This is a genomic window from Rhodococcus sp. JG-3, from assembly GCF_000482405.1.
Taxonomy (GTDB): domain Bacteria; phylum Actinomycetota; class Actinomycetes; order Mycobacteriales; family Mycobacteriaceae; genus Rhodococcoides; species Rhodococcoides fascians.
In genome coordinates this window covers 861,863-885,437 of sequence record NZ_KI519398.1, presented here as the reverse complement: position 1 = coordinate 885,437, position 23,575 = coordinate 861,863, and the positions used below count along the sequence as shown (strand labels likewise).

21 protein-coding genes and 1 pseudogene are annotated in these 23,575 nt (G+C 64.9%); 13 read left to right on the top strand and 9 right to left on the bottom strand.

Annotated elements, in window-relative coordinates:
* Nucleotides 1–64: 64 nt before the first annotated feature.
* Together K414_RS26115 and K414_RS0105510 are read left to right on the top strand one after the other, a co-directional pair.
* Complete coding sequence (locus tag K414_RS26115; RefSeq protein ID WP_230074338.1) at nucleotides 65–1,258, top strand: MFS transporter; 1,194 nt, start codon at nucleotides 65–67, stop codon at nucleotides 1,256–1,258.
* Between the two features lie 140 nt (nucleotides 1,259–1,398).
* A complete protein-coding gene (locus K414_RS0105510) occupies nucleotides 1,399–2,085 on the top strand; it encodes a thioesterase domain-containing protein (protein WP_027495037.1) in 687 nt (228 codons plus the stop codon).
* 10 nt (nucleotides 2,086–2,095) lie between these two features.
* Here the strand turns inward: K414_RS0105510 and K414_RS0105505 are convergent, their stop codons facing one another.
* Nucleotides 2,096–3,433 (bottom strand): glycogen debranching protein, encoded by a 1,338-nt coding sequence (locus tag K414_RS0105505; RefSeq protein ID WP_027495036.1) that lies wholly within the window; start codon nucleotides 3,431–3,433, stop codon nucleotides 2,096–2,098.
* A 107-nt stretch (nucleotides 3,434–3,540) separates the two neighbouring features.
* Between K414_RS0105505 and K414_RS0105500 the strand changes: the two genes are divergently transcribed.
* Nucleotides 3,541–4,056, top strand: coding sequence for a DinB family protein (locus tag K414_RS0105500; protein WP_027495035.1), 516 nt, complete (start codon nucleotides 3,541–3,543; stop codon nucleotides 4,054–4,056).
* A gap of 13 nt (nucleotides 4,057–4,069) precedes the next feature.
* Nucleotides 4,070–4,741 carry an SDR family oxidoreductase gene (locus K414_RS0105495; protein ID WP_027495034.1) on the top strand — a complete coding sequence of 224 codons (672 nt, stop codon included), beginning with the start codon at nucleotides 4,070–4,072 and terminating at the stop codon, nucleotides 4,739–4,741.
* A 218-nt stretch (nucleotides 4,742–4,959) separates the two neighbouring features.
* Here K414_RS0105495 and K414_RS29525 read toward each other — a convergent pair.
* A pseudogene (locus tag K414_RS29525) lies at nucleotides 4,960–5,181 on the bottom strand (LuxR C-terminal-related transcriptional regulator); the annotation flags it as partial.
* 351 nt (nucleotides 5,182–5,532) lie between these two features.
* Here K414_RS29525 and K414_RS0105485 point away from each other — a divergent pair.
* Nucleotides 5,533–6,771: a TetR/AcrR family transcriptional regulator gene (locus K414_RS0105485; RefSeq protein ID WP_027495032.1), complete on the top strand. Its 1,239-nt coding sequence runs from the start codon at nucleotides 5,533–5,535 to the stop codon at nucleotides 6,769–6,771.
* A gap of 21 nt (nucleotides 6,772–6,792) precedes the next feature.
* Here K414_RS0105485 and K414_RS0105480 read toward each other — a convergent pair whose 3' ends face one another.
* Nucleotides 6,793–7,383, bottom strand: coding sequence for a cytochrome b/b6 domain-containing protein (locus K414_RS0105480; RefSeq protein WP_027495031.1), 591 nt, complete (start codon nucleotides 7,381–7,383; stop codon nucleotides 6,793–6,795).
* The gene (locus K414_RS0105475) at nucleotides 7,367–8,092 is read right to left on the bottom strand and encodes a molybdopterin-dependent oxidoreductase (RefSeq protein WP_027495030.1); all 726 of its coding nucleotides are present in this window, start codon (nucleotides 8,090–8,092) and stop codon (nucleotides 7,367–7,369) included. The genes K414_RS0105480 and K414_RS0105475 overlap by 17 nt, the downstream gene beginning before the upstream one ends.
* Before the next feature lie 91 nt (nucleotides 8,093–8,183).
* Between K414_RS0105475 and K414_RS0105470 the strand changes: the two genes are divergently transcribed.
* Nucleotides 8,184–8,609, top strand: a complete 426-nt coding sequence (locus K414_RS0105470; protein WP_027495029.1) for a pyridoxamine 5'-phosphate oxidase family protein — start codon at nucleotides 8,184–8,186, stop codon at nucleotides 8,607–8,609.
* A 5-nt stretch (nucleotides 8,610–8,614) separates the two neighbouring features.
* Here the strand turns inward: K414_RS0105470 and K414_RS0105465 are convergent, their stop codons facing one another.
* Entirely contained in the window at nucleotides 8,615–9,853 is a 1,239-nt protein-coding gene (locus K414_RS0105465; RefSeq protein ID WP_202595046.1) for a lipase family protein, read from the bottom strand.
* A gap of 124 nt (nucleotides 9,854–9,977) precedes the next feature.
* A complete protein-coding gene (leuS, locus tag K414_RS0105460) occupies nucleotides 9,978–12,800 on the bottom strand; it encodes a leucine--tRNA ligase (RefSeq protein ID WP_027495027.1) in 2,823 nt (940 codons plus the stop codon).
* 68 nt (nucleotides 12,801–12,868) lie between these two features.
* On the opposite strand from leuS, the gene K414_RS0105455 reads away from it, so the two are divergent.
* Genes K414_RS0105455 through K414_RS0105440 form a run of 4 tightly spaced genes read left to right on the top strand, consistent with a single transcriptional unit; the run spans nucleotide 12,869 to nucleotide 16,656 of the window.
* Nucleotides 12,869–13,273: an SdpI family protein gene (locus K414_RS0105455; RefSeq protein WP_027495026.1), complete on the top strand. Its 405-nt coding sequence runs from the start codon at nucleotides 12,869–12,871 to the stop codon at nucleotides 13,271–13,273.
* A gap of 4 nt (nucleotides 13,274–13,277) precedes the next feature.
* Entirely contained in the window at nucleotides 13,278–14,258 is a 981-nt protein-coding gene (locus K414_RS0105450) for a DUF1648 domain-containing protein (protein ID WP_027495025.1), read from the top strand.
* Between the two features lie 17 nt (nucleotides 14,259–14,275).
* Nucleotides 14,276–15,262, top strand: coding sequence for a bile acid:sodium symporter family protein (locus tag K414_RS0105445; protein WP_205912897.1), 987 nt, complete (start codon nucleotides 14,276–14,278; stop codon nucleotides 15,260–15,262).
* 32 nt (nucleotides 15,263–15,294) lie between these two features.
* Entirely contained in the window at nucleotides 15,295–16,656 is a 1,362-nt protein-coding gene (locus tag K414_RS0105440) for a glutamate decarboxylase (protein WP_027495023.1), read from the top strand.
* 72 nt (nucleotides 16,657–16,728) lie between these two features.
* On the opposite strand, the gene K414_RS0105435 is transcribed toward K414_RS0105440, so the two are convergent.
* Both K414_RS0105435 and K414_RS0105430 read right to left on the bottom strand, forming a co-directional pair.
* On the bottom strand, nucleotides 16,729–17,346 hold the full coding sequence (locus tag K414_RS0105435) for a YqgE/AlgH family protein (RefSeq protein WP_032371389.1): 618 nt from the start codon (nucleotides 17,344–17,346) through the stop codon (nucleotides 16,729–16,731).
* 54 nt (nucleotides 17,347–17,400) lie between these two features.
* Nucleotides 17,401–18,090: a TetR/AcrR family transcriptional regulator gene (locus tag K414_RS0105430; protein ID WP_027495021.1), complete on the bottom strand. Its 690-nt coding sequence runs from the start codon at nucleotides 18,088–18,090 to the stop codon at nucleotides 17,401–17,403.
* Nucleotides 18,091–18,207: 117 nt separating this feature from the next.
* Between K414_RS0105430 and K414_RS0105425 the strand changes: the two genes are divergently transcribed.
* From K414_RS0105425 to K414_RS26110, 3 genes are all read left to right on the top strand, one after another.
* The gene (locus K414_RS0105425; protein WP_027495020.1) at nucleotides 18,208–19,140 is read left to right on the top strand and encodes an NAD-dependent epimerase/dehydratase family protein; all 933 of its coding nucleotides are present in this window, start codon (nucleotides 18,208–18,210) and stop codon (nucleotides 19,138–19,140) included.
* 24 nt (nucleotides 19,141–19,164) lie between these two features.
* Nucleotides 19,165–20,451, top strand: a complete 1,287-nt coding sequence (locus K414_RS0105420; protein ID WP_027495019.1) for an MFS transporter — start codon at nucleotides 19,165–19,167, stop codon at nucleotides 20,449–20,451.
* Nucleotides 20,452–20,571: 120 nt separating this feature from the next.
* A complete protein-coding gene (locus K414_RS26110) occupies nucleotides 20,572–22,008 on the top strand; it encodes a DUF4185 domain-containing protein (RefSeq protein ID WP_237606138.1) in 1,437 nt (478 codons plus the stop codon).
* 50 nt (nucleotides 22,009–22,058) lie between these two features.
* On the opposite strand, the gene K414_RS0105410 is transcribed toward K414_RS26110, so the two are convergent.
* Nucleotides 22,059–23,525, bottom strand: a complete 1,467-nt coding sequence (locus K414_RS0105410; RefSeq protein WP_027495018.1) for a CCA tRNA nucleotidyltransferase — start codon at nucleotides 23,523–23,525, stop codon at nucleotides 22,059–22,061.
* Nucleotides 23,526–23,575 lie beyond the last annotated feature (50 nt).

Below are 23,575 nucleotides of genomic sequence, written 5' to 3'. Positions count from 1 at the left end.
CCTTGTTCATGTGAAGACAGCAAGCACCTCGCGCACCGGCGTGAGCACCCCCGTCGTCGCCCTGATGGCGATCGCCACCGGACTCTCGGCCGGCGGCAACTATCTCAACCAGCCGCTGCTCGACCTCATTGCCACCGAATTCGACGTGTCCGAGACAGCCGCAGCCACCTCGGTGACCGTCGCACAGATTTCCTATGCCCTCGGCCTGCTGCTCATCGTGCCTCTCGGCGACGTCGTCGATCGCCGCAGGTTGAGCGTCGGGCTGATGATTCTCGCTGCGACGGGTCAGGCGATCACCGGATTCGCGCCCGGCCTCTCCTGGCTCCTCGTCGGCACGGCGATCGCTGGACTGTTCTCGGTGGCGGCGCAGGTGATCGTGCCGTTCGCCGCGTCGATGGCACACCCGGAGCAATCCGGACGCATCGTCGGAGTGGTCATGGGCGGGTTGCTGACGGGCATCCTGCTGGCCCGCAGCATCTCGGGGCTGCTGTCGTCGGTGACGGGGTGGCAGGGCGTCTACCGTGTGGCCGCGGTGTTGATGCTGATCGCCGCGGTCGGCCTGTGGCGGGTGCTGCCACGCAACACCGTGACGGCGGACGTCACCTACGGCTCGGCGCTCGTGTCGATGGTTCGGCTGGTACGCACCCACCGCAGGCTTCGGACCCGCGCGGTGCTCGGCGGTCTCGGCTTCGCGTCGGTGAGCACGGTGTTCGCGACGATGACGCTGTTGCTGTCGTCGAGGTTCGGCTTCGGTGCCGTCCAGATCGGACTGATCGGATTGGCCGGGGTCGGCGGCGCTCTGATGGCCTCGGTCGCGGGCCGGCTCGCAGACCGCGGACTGGTGCAATGGGCCAGCGGTACCTGTGCGGTTCTGCTGATCGCACTCTGGCCGATGTTCGCCGTCGGCGGCCACTACTGGGTGGTGTTCGTGGTCGCATTCGTACTTCTCGACCTGGCACTGCAGGGCGTGCACGTGAGCAACCAGCACATCGTCTACGCCCTGGAACCGGCTGCTCGCGCCCGAATCAACTCCGTCTACATGACGACGTACTTCGTGGGAGCCTCAGCAGGATCTGCCGTTGGGACTATGGCTTGGAAGCATTTCGAGTGGGCAGGTGTGTGCGCTGCGGGGGCCGTGTTCGCGATCGCCGGACTACTGGTCTGGCTGCTGGATCTGCAGGTGGACGCCCGTCATCGGCGGGAAAACACGTGCGGGACGCCCGGTGGGTCCGAGCCGACGATGGTGAACAGTCACTAATGCGTTCTGTTCCGAGACGTGGTTGAGTCGTTCTCGATGAGACGTGGGTAACACTCACGCTGCCGACGGCGACATACCCAGAGTCGGCACGAACAAACCATAGAAACACGAACTACTTCTCTTGGCTCGGAGGCGCACCCATGACTGTCGTGAACGATCGCATCCACGTGGCTCTCACGGAACTCGACCCGTCCGATTACGCGGTGCCGACCATCGCACCGATTCGTACGGCCGGCCACCTCGACCCGGTGTTCTGCATCCACCCCCTCGTCGGGCTGGTCGACTGCTACGCGGAACTCGCAGCACACGTCGACGACGCGCGTCCCATCTACGGCGTCCAGGTCCCGACGTCGGGAGAGCTCGCGGAGTCCCTCGTCGCCTTGGCCTCGCAGTACGCCGACGACATCGTTCGCATCCAGACCGACGGGGCCGTACACCTGCTGGGCACGTCCTTCGGTGGAGTACTCGCGCACGCCATCGCCGTCGAGCTGCAGAGTCGCGGCGTTACGGTCGGTGCACTGACGTTGCTCGACAGCGACCCCGTTCGGTCCAGCGCCGACAGCGCCGACCTGCTCGGATCCATGGGCGACGACATCGATCGCAGCCACGCCGAAGAGTTGCTCGCCGTTGCCTCGCACAACGACGAACTCGCCCAGCGGCACCTGCCGGGCATCTACTTCGGTGACATCCTCGCCGTGTCCTCGATGGGAACCGACTCCGGTTCCGCGTGGCACCCCTTCGTCTGCGGCACGATCGCCAAGTACCTCGTGCCCGACGCCACCTCGTTCGACGTCGTCGGCCCGCTGGTCGACAGCTACCTCGGCTGACCCGGCCGGCTCATCCGAGCCAATCCAGCACGGCAGCGGCCGTCCAGGACTGCTGCATGCTGCCGAGCGGCTTGCCGGTGAACGGCTCGTAGTACTCGGCGAAGCTGCCGTCACTCGCCTGACGCAGACCCTCGTCTCGCAAAGACAGTGATCGCTCCGACCACCCGCGGCGTGCGAAAGCCCACGAGAACAGCCATGTCATCACCGGCCACACCGGTCCCCGCCAGTACTCGCGAGCACGGAAGTCCTTCGACACCGGGGACGTCGACGGCGGTACCGCGTACCGCAGGTCCGGATGTCCGCAGAACCGGGTGCCCTCGAAGATCCGAATGAGATTGCGCTCCTGCTCGCGCGGCAATCCTCCGCACAGCAGCGGCGCGAACATGGCAATGGTCTCCGTGCCGATCCACTGACCCGTCCGCAGATCGAAATCTCGTGCCCCGCCCGAACGCGTGTCGGTGGTCGCGATGACTCCCGTGCGGAACTTGTCCGCCCACCCGCGCAATTCGCGCACATCCGAGCGCGGCCGCGAGTGGTCCTCCCCGATGGTGGCGAGGACGTCGCACGCGACGGCGAAGATGGCACTGACGAACACGTCCTCGACGGCGAAGCTCATCTTCGTCTTCAACGCATCGTCGTCGTAGCCGACCTGTTTCATCTCCTCCACCAACCAGATGTAGCGGTCGTACTCGAGATTGCTGGGCCGCTGAGACGAGTCCGTGATGACCGCCTTGTCCTCGCGAAAATACGGATCCATCTCACCGGCAACCACATTGGCGTAGGCCGAATCCCATCGCGGCGAATTGTCCATGCCGGACTCCCAGCCGTGGAACAGCGCAATACGTCCGTTGTCGTCGACGTCGCGGGCCTGGGCGAGCCAACGATGCCACCGCACCAGATCACCCCAGCGGCGATCCAGGAACTCCTCCGCCACCGCTCGCGTCGTGCGGCCGTGGCGTTTGGAGTGATCCAGGATGCGCTGCACGGCGATCGCGTGGACGGGCGGTTGGGTGATTCCGGAGGTCTGCGGACTCATCGGAGCGTGGGTCGCCAGCGTCCCGGTGGCCCACCGCGCAGGGCCGGGGAAGTAGCCGTCGACACCGTTGGCGAACACGATGTGCGGAATCATCCCGTTCTTCCACTGCGCCGACAGCAACGTGTCCATCTCCACGACGGCCCGCTCGACGCTCAACGGTGCCAAGCCGACGGAAACGAATGCGGCGTCCCAGCTCCACATGTGCGGGTACAACCTGGGTGCTGCGCTGGTCATGGTGCCCAGGTCGTTGCCTCGGAGCAGATACGCCGCACGTGCGGCCAGCTGCGTGGAAGTGAAACCGCGATCGCCCATGCAGATAGTTTGCGTCCGGCGGCCGATTTCTGCTCGGTTGGATTGCGGACCGAAGGTGTCCGCGATCGCTCCTAGTGTGAGTTTCACCAGCTACCAGGAGGAAAACAATGGCCACCGAGAACACCGACATTCAGAAAATGCTCGCCGAACAGCGCGCGAACTTTCTCATCACCGTCCGCGGCATCAGCGAGGAACAGGCTCGTACCCGCACCACCGCGAGCGAGCTGACCCTCGGTGGACTGCTGCACCACGTGATCAGCAACGAGCGCCACTGGATGACAGTGATCGCAGAGCTGGACGAGACGGCCGAATTCGACATGGCCGCCGCCGGCAGCGAGTACGTGATGGCCGAGAACGAGACCGTCGCCGGACTCGTCGCCGAATGGGAAGAGGTGGCCGGTGCCACCTCGGCAGCGCTAGAAACTTTGGACCTCGACCTGTCGGTACCTGTCCCGACGGCGCCGTGGGCACCCGAACGAATCTGGCAGAGTGCACGATTCACGGTTCTGCACATCCTTCGCGAAATCTCTCAGCACGCCGGCCACGCGGACATCATTCGCGAGGAACTCGACGGCGCGAACACCACCCAGGCATGGGCATCCGAGGCGGGGATGAGCTTCTAGCTAACCTGAGTTCATGACTCGTACTGCGTTGGTGACCGGAGCAAGCCGGGGTCTCGGGGCCCATATCGCTCGAATGCTCGCTCCGGACCATCACGTGTTGCTGGGTGGTCGGTCCACCGAGTCCCTCGCCCCCATTGCGTCGGAACTGTCCGGGTCCACCCCATGGCCGGTGGAACTGACCGATCCGGACGCGGTGGCCGCTGCCGCGTCGAACATCGATTCTCTGGATGTGTTGGTGCACAACGCCGGCGTGGCGGCGCTCGGGACGGTCGAAGAGTCGACGGCGGACGATTGGCGTCGCCAATACGAGGTGAACGTCATCGCCGTCGTCGAACTCACTCGATTGCTACTCCCTGCACTGCGCTCCGCCAAAGGCCATGTGGTGCTGATCAATTCGGGTGCCGGCATACGCGCCAACCCGGGTTGGGGTGCCTACGCGGCGAGCAAGTTCGCGCTCCGCGCCTTCGCTGATGCACTGCGCCTGGAGGAGCCGTCGTTACGCGTCACTTCGGTGCACCCAGGACGCATCGACACCGAGATGCAGCAAGAGATCGTCGCGCACGAAGGCGGGGAGTACGACGGCTCGAAGTTCTTGCAGCCCAGGACCGTTGCCCGTGCAGTGCGCAACGCAATCGATACTCCCGCCGATGCTCACCCCACGGAATTGGTGCTCCGCACCAGGTGAGCGAAACTTCGTAGCAGGGGTCGAGTTTCCACTCACAACATGAGCTTCGTCCCCGGCGTTGTTCACAGGACCGACTGCATCTCCCTCTTCACCCTTGCCAGTGGACGAATGGAGTCTTCTCATTCACTCGGATGATCTATCGCTTACGGTCCGGGGCGGCGACTGCCAAAGAGCTCGGGAACGCATCCACAGGCTTCAGCAACGCGGACAACCTAGCTTCAGAGCTCGTCCAGTTTCACGATGCCGTCTTGCAGGGCGCGCGCGACGAGTGCAGCTTTCGTGGGAGCGGCGCGTCCGACGCGGGAGTACTTGTCGCGGATCCTCGTCAGGTGCGTGTTGACGGTGCCCAATGCGATGTGGAGGCGTGCGCCCACGTCGACCTTGGAATCGCAGTCCAGCCACGCCTTGAGCACGGTGATCTCACGCGCGGTCAGGCCCGGTGAGGTGTACACCCCCACAGCCCGCGCGGGCGCAGGGGTGGGCCTCGCTCCGCCGGGCCTGGTACCGAGTGGAGAGCGGACGCCGCTCGACACCGAGACTCGCGAATAAAGTTGGGGTCGATGACTCGTCGCTACCATCTTGGCCTCCTGATGCAATCGGCCTACGGACCGATCTGAATCTGACCACGGTTGCCGAACTCTATGCAACACAAGCTTATTCGAGGCTTTACTCCACAAAGCATGTCCGGCTACACCATGCTTTAGTTGAAACTAAACAGCAGGATCCGGACCATCCAATTGCTATAGTTCAAGATCCAACAATGCGGTGCAGGTGGACGAAGGCGGTAGTCGGTGAACCAGAAGTCACTCCCACGGGAGCAGTTCCTTCAGGCCGGATATCGCCTGCTCGGTGAGATGGACACGACCGATCTTGCGCGTTCGCTCTCGATCTCGGCCGTCGTCGAACACGCGGGGCTGTCGCACCAAACTTTCCACAACACGTACCCCGGCAACTCTCGCGGCGGCGGGTCCGGTGGCAAGGAAGCTTTCGTCGAAGACCTCCTCGACCACCTCACACTCGATTACACCGGTACTGCGGCTACTACCGGCAGCCAGGACGTGAAAGCTCCGGTGTCGGCGCTGTTCGACGACCTCACGTCCGGTCTCATGCGACGTCGCCTCGTCGCAGTGCTGCTGGCTGCCGACCACAACGGTGCCCGAAAGGCCGTCATCCCCGAGTTCGAGCGCTTCGACACCGACCTGCGATCCATCATCGGTCAAGCGGTGCAGGCTCACGGCGGTTCGTTGCGCCAACCACTGTCGCTGACAAACCTCTCGGCGGTCGTCGGGGCTCTGCTCGACGGGTTGGCGCTCCGGGAGGTGCTCACGCCGGGCTCGGTGTCCTCCGACGACGTTGCATCGGCCACCAACTCGATTCTCCAGTGGGCCATAGACCCACTGCATTCCGACCGCACCGTTGCCCAACCCGATCCGGGCGAAATCTCGGATGCTCTGCGGCCCGACCTCGAGGCCGACGTGATCGCGGCGACCGAAACTCTGTTCGTCGACAACGGCTACTTCCTGGTCACCCTGGCCGACATCGCGGCGGCGGCGAAGATCCGCGTAGAAGACCTTCGACGACTGTTTCCGAGCAAGGTCGACATCATCGTTGCGGCGCTGAAGCCCGAATTCGACCGTGTGCTCCGCCTCCGTCGCGCCGACGAACGCCTCGGAGTCGACCCCGCCACCGCACTGCAACGCACGTTGGTTTCGTTGGGCGAGTTCGTCATCGACAATCGAGCCATGAGCTCGGGCATGCTGCTCGCCTTGAGCTTCGAACAATTCCACCAACCGAGCACCATCACGACGGTCATCGAAAACCTCTACCTCCCGTCCGCTGTGGTCCCCATCCTCGAACGCGGACGTGAAAGCGGCGTGTTCAGCGACGACGCACCGGCACTCGAAGCCGCAATCATGTTGACCAACAACATTCTCTTCCGCTGCCTGACGCGTCCTGCGGAGTCCGCAACCGAAGTGGCGCAGGGTGTCCTGCGAATACTGATGCCCGGTGTTGCGATACGGCCAGCGTGAGGACGCTCGACTGAACTGTTGTCACCACTCCGGATGCTCGTGCTCTGCCCACTCGCTGGTCACGGCACCCTGTGTCATTCCGCGCATTGCTTCCGGGTCACGCCAGGCGTACGTGATGTGACCGGCGACGAGTAGCCCGAATCCCAGGGCGAACCAGTCGTGTACGAATGTTGCACCGATACGCCATTGCAGTGGACTCCACGCCGAGAAGTACATGACGACGCCGGTACCGAGGAGCACCAGAATCGACCCGCCGCTGAGCGCGCCGTTGAGCTTCTGACCCGCGTTGAATTTCCCGACCCCCACCGCCCCGAGTCGACGTGCTTTGGAGCGCAACCACTTCCAGTCGTCGGCGACAAATCTGTTGAGACGGCCGAGGTCCGTGCGATAGCTGCGTGAGACCGCACCGAGAATCAACGGAATCGGCAACAGAAAGCCCGACCACACGTGCACGAACTCCACCACCGGGCGATTGCCGACCAGCACCGCGAGCGACCCGATGTACAGAATCGCAGCGGTCACCATGCACACGATCACCAAGACCCCGACTGTCCAGTGCACGTACCGCTCGACTCGGTCGAACCGTGCGCGGTCGTCAGCTCGTGGGGTCATCTCGACGTCCGTTCGACTCGCCGACGTACGCATCGATGTCGTATCCACGTTTCTCCCAGTATCCGGGAACCACGTTGTCCGTCAACTCGATTCCGCCGATCCACTTGATGCTCTTGTAGCCGTACATCGAAGCGACGAACAGCCGAACCGGACCTCCGTGATCGTGGGTGACGGGGCCGTCGAGCATGGTCAACGCAACCAGTACGTCGTCGCGTCGCGCCTGCTCGAGCGTCAGACTCTCGGTATACGTGCCGTCGAACGAGGTGAACCGCAACGACGTCGCCGACGCGGTGGGTCCGACGGCATCGAGAATATCTGCCAATCGCACTCCGCTCCAAGCAACTTCCGGTACACGCCATCCCGTCACGCACTGGAAGTCACGCACCAACGACGTCTGCGGCATCGAGCGGAGGTCCTGCAGAGTGAACGTGCGCGGTGTGTCGACGGAACCGCCCACCGTCAGGGCATAGGAGTTCTCGTCCTTGCGCGGCGCGCCCTGCGTCACCGAATAGAAGCGAAAGTTGTCGCCCACGGGAATCAGTCCGATCAGTCCCGTCGGATCGTGGTTACCGATCGGCCCGAGTACCGACGCGAGACCCTTCTGCACCGCGCCCCCACCGACGATGCCCGCGACCCCGGCCGCCACCAGGCCGAGCACGACTCGGCGACCGACGGGGCTACCCGCAATCTTCGGCTCGGCGATCGGCATCCCTCCACTGTCCACGGCGGACCAGGATCAGGCCACATTGGGCGTCGAATCAGGTCTGGAACTTCGCCCGGGGAAGTCTTACGGTTGATTCATGGCACTGTCGAAGACAGAACGCGAAGAGTATCTGGCCGAATCGCATATCGCCGCCCTCTCGGTAGCGGCCGGGGCGGACCGTGGCCCGCTGACGGTACCGATCTGGTACGACTACACCCCCGGCGGTGAAGCCTGGGTGTTGACCGGTGCCACCTCGAAGAAGGCCCAATTGATCAGGACTGCAGGGCGATTCACTCTGATGATCGAGCAGTCCGATCCGACGATCCGCTACGTCAGCGTCGAGGGCCCCGTGGCGCGAGAGGAGCCGAGCACCCCGCAGCTGCTGCGAGCCATGGCAGCCCGTTACCTGCCCCCGGAGAAGGTCGACGGCTACCTCGAGATGGCCAACCGAGAGCACGAGGAGAATGTGGTGTTCTACCTGCGCCCCGAACACTGGCTGTCTGCCGATCTCGGGGCCATCTGAGAGAACTACGAAGTCGGGGTCAAGGCATTGCCGGGCGGGATCGTCACACAGTTGCTGTGCGTCGGCCCACCGCTGAACCGTTCGGTCAGGAACTGCAGGCTCTGCGCCTCGAATACCGGGAAGGCGTCGCTGTGCGTCAGGCCGTCGTACTGCGCGTACTGCACATCCACGCCCCGGCCGCAGTAGCCGTACGCCAGTCCCTGCACGTCGCCGGTGATCATGACGGTGTCGCCGATCGGATCGGCGTGACCGACGGCCAGAAACATCGGCGTCCGCGGAGTGCCCTGGCTGCCCATGATGTTGTCGTCGATCGCCGCCACCACCTCGGGTACATCCAGCAGGGAGGTGTACGGGGCCTTGACCATCGAGGCGTCGGTGAGTGTCGGGTAGTCGTCGGCGAACTGGGCGATGCACTCCTGATCGACCTGATCGATCACCTCGAAGCCGTAGTCGGAGATGAAACTGTTCAGGTCGAGTCCGTACGCACGCTCGTAGGCGACGATCAGTGCCGGGATGACACCCGCCCACTCTCTGTTACCGCTGACGTACGGAAGGTTGTGAGCCAGGTCGACCGGCAGCCCGCCGGCCGCCGCACCGACCAGATTCAGCTCGGGCGCGTATTCGGGGGCAACTTCGGCACCCCACTGCGTCGGGACGGATCCTCCGGAGTACCCGACCATGCCGACGGGCGTGCTCGACGGAAGCTGCAGGAGGGACTGCGCGGCACGAATGCCGTCCAGAGCGGCGTAGCCCGACTGCCGCCCGATCGTCCACTCGAGCTCCTCGCCCTCGTAATCCGGCACGACGACGGTGTAGCCGGCTGCAAGGTAACCGGCAATGACCGCCTGTTCCGCGCCGGCAATGGGACTCGTGGACCCGCCGCTGAGGGTGTACGAGGGATTGCATTGCGAGCCGAGGGCGTCGTACGCCATGTGGTACGAGACGATCCGCGTCGGCCCGGGGATCAAGGGCCGCAGCACTGTGGCGACCGTGACGACGCCGTCGCCCTGCTGGTCGGTAGTCCTGTAGAGCACCTGGCTACCTGTGATCGCCGTCGGCTGGGTGGGGGTACGGAACGTCATGGGCCTCGACCGCAGCACCGTTCCCGGGGAGACGTCCAGGCCGCCGTCCCAATCGTAGAACGGATCATCCGCTGGAACCGGCGAGCCGGGTCCCGGATCTGCTTGTGCAACAGGGACACTCACGAGCGTCGCGGACCCGAGAAGTAGCACCACGGAGGCCATCAGCCTCAACGCAAACCCTCTACCAGCCAGTGACATGCAACAAATTAAACCCCCGCGAGCTCGAAGTTATGGACGGAAATCGCAAGATTTTCATCCATAACTTCGAGTTCGGCGGAGGCGAGAGCTACTTCAGAACGATGTTCACCATGCGACCCGGAATCACGATGATCTTGGTCGGGGCCTTCCCGTCGAGCAGGGCCACGATTTTCTCGTCTTCCAATGCCGTCTTCTCGACGTCGTCCTTCGTTGCATCGGCAGAGACCGTGATGCGGCTGCGGACTTTGCCGTTGACCTGGATGGGGTAGTCGACGGTATCGGCGACCAACCACTTCTTCTCCACGCGCGGGAATGGCCCGTGCGCCAACGACTTCTCGTGTCCGAGCCTGCCCCACAAGTCCTCGGCGAGGTGCGGCGCCAAAGGAGCGAGCATCAGGATCAAGGGCTCCACCACCCCGCGCGGGGCACCGTCGGGGTACGCCTTGGTGATGTGGTTGGTCAGCTCGATCAGCTTGGCACCGGCCGTATTGTCGCGCAGCGCAGCGTAATCCGCGTGCACACCGTCGATCACCCGGTTGAGCACCCGCAGCGTGTCCTCGGTGGGCTTCGCATCGGTGACGCGAACCTCGCCGGTCACCTCGTCGAGCACCAGTCGCCACACGCGCTGCAGGAAACGCTGCGCGCCGACGACGTCCTTCGTCGCCCACGGGCGTGAGGTGTCCAGCGGACCCATCGACATCTCGTAGACACGCAGGGTGTCGGCACCGTACTCGGCGAAGATCTCGTCGGGCGAGACCGAGTTCTTCAACGACTTACCCATTTTGCCGTACTCACGGTTGACGGGCTGGTCCTGGTAGAAGTAGCCGCCGTCGCGTTCGACGACCTCGGCTGCAGGTACGTAGACCCCGCGGGAATCGGTGTACGCGTAGGCCTGGATGTAACCCTGGTTGTACAGGCGTCGGTAGGGCTCGCTCGAGCTGACGTGACCCAGATCGAACAGCACCTTGTGCCAAAAGCGCGAGTACAGCAGGTGCAACACCGCATGCTCGACGCCACCGACGTAGAGATCCACTCCGCCCGGATCGTTGGGTCCGTGGATTTCGGGACGCGGCCCCACCCAGTACTTTTCGTTCTCCGGGTCTGCGAAGGCCTCGGAGTTGGTGGGGTCGACGTAGCGTAGCTGGTACCAGGAGCTGCCGGCCCACTGCGGCATCACGTTGGTGTCGCGGGTGTAGGTCTGCAGTCCGTCGCCCAGATCGAGTTCGACATTGACCCACTCGTCGGCCTTGGCCAGCGGTGGGGACGGCTCGGAGCTGGCGTCGTCAGGATCGAACGACACCGGGGCGTAGTTCTCGATCTCGGGAAGTTCCACCGGCAGAGCAGAATCGGGCAGTCCGTGCGGGTTGCCTTCGGAATCCCAGACGATCGGGAACGGCTCGCCCCAGTAGCGCTGGCGCGCGAACAGCCAGTCGCGCAGCTTGTACTGAATTGTGCCGCGGCCCTTGCCTTCCGACTCCAGTCGGGAAATGACGGCGGCTTTGGCCTCGTCGACCGGTAGGCCGTCGAGGAAACCGGAGTTCACGAGCTCGCCATCGCCGACGTAAGCCGCCTCGGTGACGTCGCCGCCGGAGATGACCTCGCGCACAGGCAGATCGAATGCCGTCGCGAACTCCCAGTCACGTGCGTCGTGGCCCGGAACGGCCATGATGGCGCCGGTGCCGTACCCGGTCAGCACGTAATCGGCGATGAACACCGGCACCTGCTCACCGTTGACCGGGTTCTCGGCGTACGCACCGATGAAGACGCCGGTCTTCTCCTTGTTCTCCTGCCGCTCGAGATCGGACTTGGCGGCGATCGACGCGCGGTATGCGGCAACGGCTTCGGCCGGTGTCGCGGCGCCGCCGGTCCACTTGTCCGAAATTCCGGCAGGCCACTGCTCGGCCACCATGCCGTCGACCAGATCGTGCTCGGGCGCCAGCACCACGTAGGTCGCACCGAACAGCGTGTCCGGGCGGGTGGTGAACACCTCGATCCCGGAGAACGAGACCTGCGCTCCGCGAGAGCGTCCGATCCAGTTGCGCTGCATGGTCTTGACCTTCTCGGGCCAATCCAGGTATTCGAGGTCGTCGACCAGCCGATCGGAGTACGCAGTGATGCGCATCATCCACTGGCGCAGGTTCTTTCGGAAGACCGGGAAGTTGCCGCGATCGCTACGTCCGTCGGCGGTGACCTCCTCGTTGGCCAGCACGGTACCCAGGCCAGGGCACCAGTTGACCATCGAGTTGGACTCGTACACCAAACGGAAGCCGTCGATCACCTCGCGGCGTTCACCGACGGTCAGCGACTCCCAGGAGCGGCCGTCGTCCAAGGTCCGCTCACCCGAGGCGAATTCCGCCTCCAGCTCCGAGATGGGACGCGCCTTGCCGAGCTCGTCGTCGAACCAGGCATTGAAGATCTGCAGAAAGATCCACTGCGTCCAGTGGTAGAAGTCGACATCCGTCGTCGCCAGGGACCGTCGACGATCGTGCCCGAGACCCAGGCGACGCAACTGGCGTCGCATGTTGACGATGTTGTCCTCGGTGGTGCTGCGCGGATGCGTACCCGTCTGCACGGCGTACTGCTCGGCGGGCAGTCCGAAGGCGTCGTAGCCCAGTGCGTGCAGTACGTTGCGTCCCTGCATGCGGTGGTACCGCGCGAAGACATCGGTGGCGATGTAGCCCAAGGGGTGCCCGACATGCAGGCCGCTGCCCGACGGATACGGGAACATGTCCTGGACGAAGAGCTTGTCCTTCGGGACGTCTCCGGCGAGCGCTCCGACCGGGTTGGGCGCGTCGAAGGTGCCCTGCGATTCCCACAGGTCCTGCCACTGCTCCTCGATGCGCCCGGCGAGTTCGGCTGTGTAGCGGTACTCGGGAACGGACTCGGTGGATGCTTCAACGGAATCGGTCACACCTACCAGCCTAAAGTGTGACGCGGCCCGCCTGGTACCAGGACCTCGCTGCGCCGTATCCTGGCCAGGTGGTCATCGTCTCGGTTGTGTTGTTCGTGCTCGCCCTCGTCGTCGGGGCTGTCGCTGCCCTGTCGCTGCTCGGCCGGCTCCCGCGCAATCGTTTCGCCGGTGTCCGTACCCCAGAGGCAATGCGCGACGACGAGACGTTCGTCCTCGCGAACCGTGTCGCCGGCCCGACCACAGCAGCATCTGCGCTGGTACTGGCCATCGGCGGCGTAGCCGCACTCGCACTGAGCGGCATCGCAGCGGTCGTCGGAGTGGTCGTCGCCCTCGCTGCAGCGCTGTTCATCGCCGCAGCCGGCGGATCGATCGGTGCCCGCGCAGCCGCGGCAGTGCCGGCACCCGCCGAGGCCGACGGATGCGGACAATCGTGCATCTCGTGCAGCCTCAAGGACGCCTGCCAGCCGAGCTGAGCGCATGAAACAGAAGAGTCTGCGCACCTTCGATCCTGCCGGAGTCGTCTTCGGCGTCGTCCTCCCGCTCGCGGTTGCCGTTCTCTGCCTCGTCCTGGCCTATCTGTGGGAGGGTCGCCTGCCGGACCAGGTGGCGACTCACTTCAGCGGAACCCAGCCGGACGACTTCTCCAATCCGCTCGCCAACGCCTGGACCGTCGCCATCGTCATCGTGTTGGTCGGCGGCGGTGTGAGCGCGGTGGCCGCCCTGGCCCGAGTGCTGCTGATCATGCGTCGGACGATGTTGATCATCGGGCTTACCGTCGTCGGGACGATCGGCGTGCTGGAGATCGCGACCCTCGCACGCGAACTCGACCTACCCACCGAGCAGAGCGTCACCATTCCCGGCTGGGCCATCGCCGTCGGTACCGTTGCCGGGTTCGCCATCGGACTGTTCGGAGCGACGCGCCTGCGGGATCACCGCGAACGCGTCGTCGCCACCGCACCCCTGCACACCGACCTACCTCGGTGCGGCCTCGAACTGCCGCTGGTGGTTCCCGTCGGAGCCAGCCGCGTCGCCGCAGTCACGGTGATCGCGCTGTCTGCGGCCGGAGCCGGCGTGACGTGCTACCTCTCGAATTCGCCGTGGCCGATCTTTCTGTTCGTTCCGCTGACCATCCTGATCCTGTCCCTGCTGCGATTCACCGTGCACATCGACAGTGACGGCCTCTACGTCTCGAGCCTGGGAATGGCGGCATTCGACTACGACATCGCCGAGATCACCGGTGCCTCGGTGCGGACGGTGAACCCGGCCAAGGACTTCGGCGGGTGGGGTCTGCGAGCGAAGGGCCGCGGCAACTACGCCGTCGCCACCGAAGCCGGGCCGGCGGCATTCGTCACCTTCGCCAACGGTGATCGACTGACCATCGGAACCGCAGCCGCCGACACGATCGCGGGAACGCTCAACACCCTCACCGACCGTGCCCGCACCACCACTGCGGACTGAGTGGCCGAGTGAAAGCGTTGCGGGACACCGTCCTGGATCCCTTCCTGCTGAGCATCTTCGCGGTCGCCGCGCTGGCGAGCATCTTCCCCGCGTCGGGAACCGCCGAGGACGTTCTCGGCTGGGTGACACGCGTCGCCATCGGGCTGCTGTTTCTCATCTACGGCGCGCGACTGTCCCCACGTGACGCCTGGGAAGGCGTCAAACACTGGCGCTTGCACTCGGTGATCCTGGCGTCGACGTACCTGCTGTTCCCCGCGCTCGGCCTGGCCCTGAGGGTCCTCGAACCGAGTCTGCTCAGCGAGGACCTCTACACCGGAGTGCTGTTCCTCTGCCTGGTGCCCTCGACCGTCCAATCCTCGATCGCCTTCACCTCCATCGCCCGAGGCAACGTGGCCGGTGCCGTGGTGAGCGCGTCGTTCTCCAACATCCTCGGCGTGTTCGTCACCCCGCTGCTGGTGCTCGCGCTGATGACCACCACGGGTTCGGCGAGCATCGATCCCAGCTCGATCCTCGACATCGTTGCGCAGCTGCTGCTCCCGTTCGCCGTCGGTCAGTTGCTCCGACCCTGGGTGACGGGCTGGCTGACCCGTCACAGCGCGTCGACGAAGCTCGTCGACCGGGGATCGATTCTGCTGGTCGTCTTCTCCGCCTTCAGCGCGTCGATGAACCAACACGTGTGGTCCTCGGTCGCCCTGTGGCGCATCGGCATCGTCGTCGCCGTGTGCATCCTGCTGCTCGCCCTCGTTCTGACGATCACCTGGTACGCAGGCAAGTGGTTCGGTTTCTCGCTCGAGGATCGTCTGGTGCTGCTGTTCTGCGGATCCAAGAAGAGCTTGGCGAGCGGACTGCCGATGGCCGCCGTGCTCTTCGTCGGCCAACCCATCGGGTTGATCGTCCTGCCGCTGTTGCTGTTCCATCAGATCCAGCTGATGGTGTGCACCGTCATCGCTCAGCATTTCGCGCGTCGACCGGAACCGAGCCCGGCGGCGGTCGTCGCGGACTAGGTTGGGTGTCAGTCGAGAAATCGGAGAAGACAATGCCCAGGAAACTGCACACGGACGGCGTCGTGTCTGCCGCCTACACCGGCCGGCTCGCCACCGATCCTGTACCCGCACTGCGACTCCCCGAGAATCAACTCGACCCCGACGCCGCCTACCGCTACATCCACGACGAACTGATGCTCGACGGCAGCTCACGCCTCAACCTGGCGACGTTCGTGACCACCTGGATGGATCCGCAGGCCGAGAAGCTGATGGCGGAAACGTTCGACAAGAACATGATCGACAAGGACGAGTACCCGTCGACCGCGGCCATCGAAGAACGCTGCGTCAACATCGTCGCCGATCTGTTCCACGCACCCGGCCTCGACCGCGAGGACCCGTCGTCGGCCACCGGCGTCTCGACCATCGGCTCCAGTGAAGCAGTCATGCTGGCGGGGTTGGCGCTCAAGTGGCGCTGGCGGGCGAAGGGCGCCGGGACAGGAACCCCGAACCTGGTGTTGGGCAGCAATGTCCAGGTGGTGTGGGAGAAATTCTGTCGCTACTTCGACGTCGAACCCAAGTACCTGCCCGTCGAACGCGGGCGCTACGTCATCACCCCGGAACAGGTTCGGGACGCGGTGGACGAGAACACCATCGGCGTCGTGGCGATTCTCGGCACCACGTTCACCGGTGAACTCGAACCCGTACAGGAAATCTGCGCCGTCCTCGACGAGATCGCCGGCGGCGGTGGACCCGACGTACCGGTTCACGTCGACGCGGCCAGCGGTGGGTTCGTCGTACCGTTCTTGTACCCGGAGCTCGAATGGGACTTCCGTCTGCCTCGGGTCAAGTCCATCAACGCCAGCGGACACAAGTACGGATTGACCTATCCGGGAATCGGATTCGCCATCTGGCGGACCAAAGAAGACCTGCCCGAGGATCTCGTGTTCCGCGTGAACTACCTCGGCGGCGACATGCCCACCTTCACGCTGAACTTCTCGCGGCCGGGCAATCAGGTGATCGGCCAGTACTACAATTTTCTGCGCCTGGGCCGGTCCGGCTACACCGACATCATGAAAGCACTGCGCGACACCGCAGTTCGCGTCAGCACTCATCTCGCGGGACATCCCGATATCGACGTGATCACCAATGGATCGGCCATCCCGGTCCTGTCGTTCATGTTGAAAGAGCACTGCGAGTTCACCGTGTTCGACGTGTCCCACGAACTGCGTGCCCGCGGCTGGCAGGTGCCGGCGTACACGATGCCCGACAACGCCACCGACGTCGCCGTACTCAGAATCGTCGTCCGCGAGGGCTTCAGCGCAGACCTCGGCCGCATGCTGTGCATCGCCATCGACGAGGTGATCGACGGTCTGAAATCGGGCGGACACTCGACCGCGCGGGCTTTTTCGCACTAGGTTGCGTCCTGGGTCGTGAGTGGAAACTCGACCCCTGCTACGAAGTTCCGCGCACGTGCGGCGCAGCCGCTCTCAGTTCCGTTCGACGTCGATCGGGTGGGACGCCAACAGCGCCAACGGCATCGGCTGACGACGCAGAACCTGCGCCCACAGGTCGACGCGCGGCGGACCGATCACATCGGAAGCCAAGGCCGACAACACGATCCAGTCCTCTCGGTCCAGTTCACCTTCGAGCTGCCCGAACGTCCACCCCGAGTACCCGGCGAAGATGCGCACACCCTCCACGTACGGCGCGATGTCTGCGGGGTCGGAATCCAGATCGACCATCACCACCCGGCCGTCGACTCGGCGCAGACCGGCGACCCCGTCGATCGACGCACCGGTGCGCAGCGTGGCCAGACACAGTGCCGAATCACGCTTGACCGGACCACCGACGTACAGGGCCCGCGGCTTCGCGGCGAGCTCGGACCAATCGGGCAGCACGTTCTGCACCGCGGTCTCACTGGGGCGATTGATCACGACGCCGAGACTGCCCGCGTCGTTGTGTTCGATGATGTAGATGACGGTGCGCCGAAACGTGGGCTCCACGAGTTCGATGGACGACACCAGCAGACTGCCGGGACGAACATCGTGCAGTGCCGACGCCGTCCGGTCCTCGGGTTCCTCCGCATGCGCTGCCACATCAGCCATTGTGGCACCGCACACCGCCGGATGTGGCACAAGCACGACGGCCAGTCCTCGGTCCTACTCGAGCCCGGCAATCTTCGTCAGAATCCCCAACTGGAACTCGAACAACGCGTCCCGGTCGGCAAACGTCGTCGCGCCGTACTGATCGAACACGTCGAAGTTGATCGCACCGAACAGTGACGCCCACACCATCACGCCCAATGCGATGAGCTCGTCGGGCAGGTCCATGTCCATCTGGGCGCGGATGTCCTCGAAACTTGCGTGCAGCGACGCCAACTCGGTGGGTGCCGATTCGATGTCCGGGCGACGGATATCCCAGGCCGACTGCAGGACTGCTACCAATGTGGTGATCACCCGGGTCCCCGGGCCGGTGGTCTGTTCGGCGGGCGCGTGGTAGCCGGGTACGGGGCTGCCGAAGAGCAGCGCGTACCGGGCCGGCTCTCGAAGTCCCCATCGACGCACCGCCCGGCTCAACGCCCGGAATTTGTCGGCAGGGCCGTCCGCGGCGTCGACGGCCGCGTCGACCTCGTCGCCCAACTCGGAATACGCATCGACGACGAGCAAGGTCAGTAGTTCGTCCCGGCTCGAGACGTAGCGATAGACCGCCGAGGAGACGACGCCCAGATCTCGGGCGACCGCGCGTAGCGACAGGGCCGCAGCACCGTCCGCGGCCAGGTGCTCGCGTCCGATGCGGGTGATGTCGCTCAGAGTCTGGGCGCGGGCTCGGGTACGCGGAGTGCTCGCCATGCTCGCTACTGTAACTGCCGCTCTTTTCCGAGAGCACTGCTCTTGCTTTTCTCCGAGCAGAGGTGCACACGCGACACATCAGAGAGCACCGCTCTCGTTTACCGAAACGGAGTAGCCATGTCAGAACTTCACGTCGTCACCGGTGCAGGACCCGTCGGCTGGACGATCGCCGAACAGCTTGCTGCACAGGGACATACGGTGCGTATCCTGACTCGATCCGGCAGCGGGCCACAGCATCCGAACATCGAACGGCGATCGGTCGACATCGAGTCCGACGACCTCCGAGCGCACGTCGACGGAGCAACCGCCATCTATCACTGCACCCACGCCGCCTACGAGAACACGGTGTGGCGCGACAAGCTCGAGGCGATGGAACGACGTGTGCTCGACGCGGCCGCGGGCACGGTCGTCGTGTTCCCCGAAAGTCTCTACGCCTACGGCCGGGTCGACGGGCCCATCCGCGAGGACTCACCCAGAAATGCCACGTTCCGCAAGCTGGGTGTGCGCACCGAACTCCTGGCCGCACGCGACGCTCACTCGACCCCCACCGTCAGCATCGCGGCATCCGACTTCTACGGCCCACGGGTGCTGGTCTCGCACATGGGAGAACGTGTGGTCGCCAATGTGCTCGCCGGTAAGACCATTCGGGTGATCGGGGCCGCGAACCTATCCCATTCTTTCACGTACGTGCCGGATTTCGCAGCCGCGATGATCGTCGCGGCCGCACGACCGTCCACGTGGAATACCGTCCTGCATGCACCGACCGCCCCCGCGGTGACTCAGCGGGAGATGATCGAGATGTACTCCGCTGCAGCGGACTTGCCGACCCCGAAGATCGGTGTCGTGCCGGCCTGGGTCATGCGAGCACTGGGGCTCGTTTCCGGTCCGATGAAAGAGCTGGGGGACACCCTGTACCAGTTCCGCGACCCCTACATCCTCGATTCCAGCCACAGCGAGCGCGTTCTCGGCCTCGAGCCCACCCCGCTCGCCGACGGCACAGCCGCCACGATCGCGTGGTGGAAGGCAGACAAGCCCGCCGTATCGGTGTGACCGACGCGGGATAGAGTCCCGTCGGTGAACGACGCCTCCTTTCGTACCCGCCTACGTGAGTCCCCGGGCGTCGGCAAGCTCACCACCGTTCGTTTCGCCGGCCAGTTCGGTGATGGATTGTTCCAAGCCGCATTGAGCGGTGCCATCCTGTTCAATCCCGAACGCGCCACCAACCCCGCCGAGATCGCCGCCGGTTTCGGTGTTCTGCTCGTGCCCTACTCGTTGGTGGGCCCGTTCGCAGGTGCGCTGTTGGACCGCTGGGATCGTCGATCGGTTCTGTTGTGGGCCAATATCGTTCGCATCGTTCTCATCACCGCTACCGCCGGGCTTCTGTGTGCCGGGGTCGACGCCACGCCGCTGCTGCTGTTGGCTCTGGCCACCGTCGGGCTCAGTCGGTTCGTCCTGGCGGGCGCGTCGGCATCCTTGCCGCATGTGGTGCGGCAATCGTGGCTGGTGCCGATGAACTCGGTACTGGCCACCGTCGGCTCCGGTTTCGCGGCGGCCGGTGCGGGACTGGCGGTGGCAGTGATCGGTGCCGTCGGAGCGGGGGACTTCGGTTCGGGTGTCGCCGTGGGGCTGGCCGCGACCGGCTCGGTGGTCGGTGCTGTTGCGGCCGGACGGTTCGCGCCGCGGTCTCTCGGTCCCGATACGGACTATCGGCCCGGCAACCCGCTGAAAGATGTTGCCGCCGGCCTGAAATCGGGTGCCCTCGCGGTGTGGCGGTCGCCGGGCGTGACCACCGCGATGATCGGCATCGGGGCACACCGCATCGTGTTCGGCATCAACACCCTCATCATGGTGCTGGTGCTGCGGGAGAGCACGCAGAGTTCCCTGCCCGGCGGCCTCGCCGGCTTCGGCATTGCCGTCGGAGCCACGGCCACCGGAATGTTCCTCGCCGCCGTCATCGCGCCGTTCGCCGTCCCGCGGTTCGGCCGCACCCGCACCATCGCCACGGCCCTCGTCCTGGCCATCGCCGCTCAGGTCGGTGCCGTCTCCGGCCTCACCCAGACCAGTCTGCTGCTCGGAGCTTTTCTCCTCGGGATCGCCGGGCAGACCGTCAAACTCAGTGGGGACGCCGCCATGCAGATCGAGATCGACGACGCGCATCGCGGACGAGTCTTCGCGTTGCAGGACACCGTGTTCAACGTCGCGTTCGTCGGCGCCCTCGCCGCGGCCGCATTCGCCGTCGGCCCCGACGCCACGGAGCTGAGCCAGGATCCCACTGCGCACGCGCTGGTGTTCGTCGGAGCAGGAATCTACGCCGTCGGCTTCGTCGCAGCGGTACTCAACACGAGGCGCGCACCGCGCTGACGTGGTGTATCTTCCCGTATCGGACCGCTAGGTTTCGTCGGACAACACGGGGGCACCGCATGCATGGCCGCACGACGTCGCTCGGCTGCATCATCGCGGTTGCCGCAGGTACAGCCGTCCTTGCCGCACCCCCCCGCGTACGCGGCCCCGCCGCCGCCGGTGAATTCCTGTGGAGAAACCGGATTCGACCCCAAGGACTACCCACCAGAGCCCGTCGGGCCCGGAAATCCGCCGCAGCTGCCGCCGTTGCCGGATCGTGTGGTGATCCCCGTGCCGTATCCGTCGATCGAACTCGTGCCGGTGCCCGACCCGCCGCCGAACAACACCCGTGTCCAGGCCGAGCCGTCGGCCGACCCGTGCGCGGACCCCTGTCCCGACCTCACCGACGCCACGGAGTCGCCCACCACCGGCTCTGCAGACCATCTCCCGTTCCCTCGCATCGAGATCGACCCGCAGCCCGAGACCATTCCCATCCCGATTCCCGGCCCCGGTGGAACTCCGGGAACCCCGCCGCCCGCACCCGCGGTCACTGCGGCGGAGTCCGGGACGACGACGGTACCGCCGGTGGCACCGGCCGTCGGACACGTCGAGGTGGTCTCACAGCTGACCGGACCGGGATCGGAGAACCGCACCGACAAGCGCTGGCAGGTCGACGGCACCGACCTCGGCATCATGTGGGAGAGCAAGCCGGGCGAGGTCGCCGTCGTTTTCGGCGATTCCTTCGGCAAGGGTTGGGAATTCGGTGTGGTCGGAGGGAAGGATTGGCGGTCGAACGTACTGGGACACAGCACCGACACCGACCTGTCCGACGGTATGACCCTGGACTCGATGGTGCAGGACTCCCGCTGTCACGCAGCCGAACTCTTGCCCTCGCGCAAGATCAAGAATTGGGAGACCACGGTCATCCCCACGTCCGGGTTCGCGATCGACGACCGGCAGTACATGTCATACATGTCCATCCGGCGCTGGAGCACGATCCCCGGCATGTGGTGGACCAACTACGGCGGCATCGCCTACTCGGACGACAACGGGTCCACCTGGGTCAAGGACGAACATGCCAAGTGGGACAACGTCTTCGGGTTCTCCAAGTTCCAGGTGTCGACGATGGTCCCGGCGGGGGAGTACGTGTACATGTTCGGCACCGTCAACGGTCGCGCCGGACAGGTCGGCCTGGCACGCGTCCCGAAGGCAGACGTGCTGAACAAGACCGCCTACCAATACTGGGTGAACGGCACGTGGGCTCCCGTCGGATCGAACGAGGCCACCCCCATCGCCGACGGTATGGCCGGGGAACTGTCGGTCCATCACGACGAGGCCCGAGACCTCTGGCGAATGACGTATCTGGATCCGTTACGCGGCGATATCGTTCTGCGCGAAGCAAATTCACCACAGGGTGAGTGGACCGCCCCGAGCACCCTGATCGATACCGCCGAGTACCCCAAGACCTACGGGGGCTTCATTCATCCGTGGTCGACGGCGAACGAGCTGTACTTCACCGTCTCGGAGTGGGACAGCTACAACGTCTATCTCGTCAAGGCCGAGCTTCGCTCGTCGTGAGTGGAAACTCGTAGTGGGCTACGAAGTTCCGCGCACGTGCGCGGGACGCGCTACTGCGTCGGCCACCACTCGAGCAGCGCCGCTTCGGCGTCCTCACGTGAGAGTGGTCCCCGATCGAGGCGCAGTTCCTTCAGGTATTTCCACGCCTTGCCCACGTCGGGACCTGCGGGAATGCCGAGCAGCTCCATGATCGCGTTGCCGTCCAGGTCGGGACGAACCCGCGCCAGGTCCTCCTGCTCGGCGATGCGGGCGATGCGCTCTTCGAGATCGTCGTAAGTGGCTTGCAGGGCAGCCGCTCGACGCTTGTTCCTGGTGGTCGAATCGGCTCGAACCAGCTTGTGCAACTTGGGCAGTAGCTCGCCGGCATCGGTGGCGTAGCGACGCACCGCCGAGTCGGTCCACTGACCCTTGCCGTATCCGTGGAATCGCAGATGCAGGAACACCAGATGCGAGACGTCCTCGATCATCTTCTTCGAATATTTCAACGCGCGCATACGCTTTCGCACCATCTTGGCCCCGACGACCTCGTGGTGGTGAAAGCTGACGCCGCCGCCGGGCTCGTTTCGTTTGGTATCGGGCTTGCCGATGTCGTGCAGCAGTGCGGCCCAACGCAATACGAGATCGGGGTCGCCGTCCTCGAGATCGATGGCCTGCTTCAGCACCGTCAACGAATGCCAGTACACGTCCTTGTGCTGATGATGCTCGTCGATTTCGAGCTTCATGTTCGGCACCTCGGGAATGATGCGCTGAGCCAGACCGGTCTCGCACATCACGTCGATGCCCTCGATCGGGTGGGCACCGAGAATCAGCTTGTCCAGCTCCACCTGAATGCGCTCGGCGGTGATGCGGTCGATCTGATCGGCCATGTCGACGATGGCGCTGTGCACCCGCGGCAACAACGAGAAACCGAGTTGCGACACGAAACGAGCCGCGCGCAGCATCCGCAGCGGATCGTCACCGAACGACGTTTCCGGTGCCGACGGGGTATCGAGAACGCCCTCGAGCAACGCGTCCATGCCGCCGAGCGGATCGACGAACTCCTGCACGCCGTCCGCACCCAACCGCACGGCCATGGCGTTGACGGTGAAATCGCGTCGAACGAGATCTTCTTGGAGGCTGCTGCCGTACTGCACCTCGGGGTTACGCGAGACCTGGTCGTACGAATCGGTGCGGAACGTCGTGATCTCGATCTGCTGGCCGTCCTTGGCCGCACTGATCGTTCCGAACGCGATGCCCGTGTCCCACTGATGGTCCGCCCACCCGGACAGCAGCGTCTGAACGACCTCCGGCCTGGCGTCGGTGGTGAAATCCAGATCGGTTCCCAAACGTCCGAGAACCGCGTCCCGAACGGACCCTCCGACGAGGTAGAGCTCGTGGCCCGCGGCGGCGAACAACGCGCCCAGCGGGGTCAATACCGGCGCGAGTTCACGCAACGTCACCGCAGCTGCAGCCAGCAACCTTTCCCGGCGCGCATCGGCGTGCTCGGGGGAAACGGAAGACAGGGACTGATCGGCCACGGTGGAAGAGCCTACTGGCGCAGTATCGACCGGATCGTCTCGGCCATCGG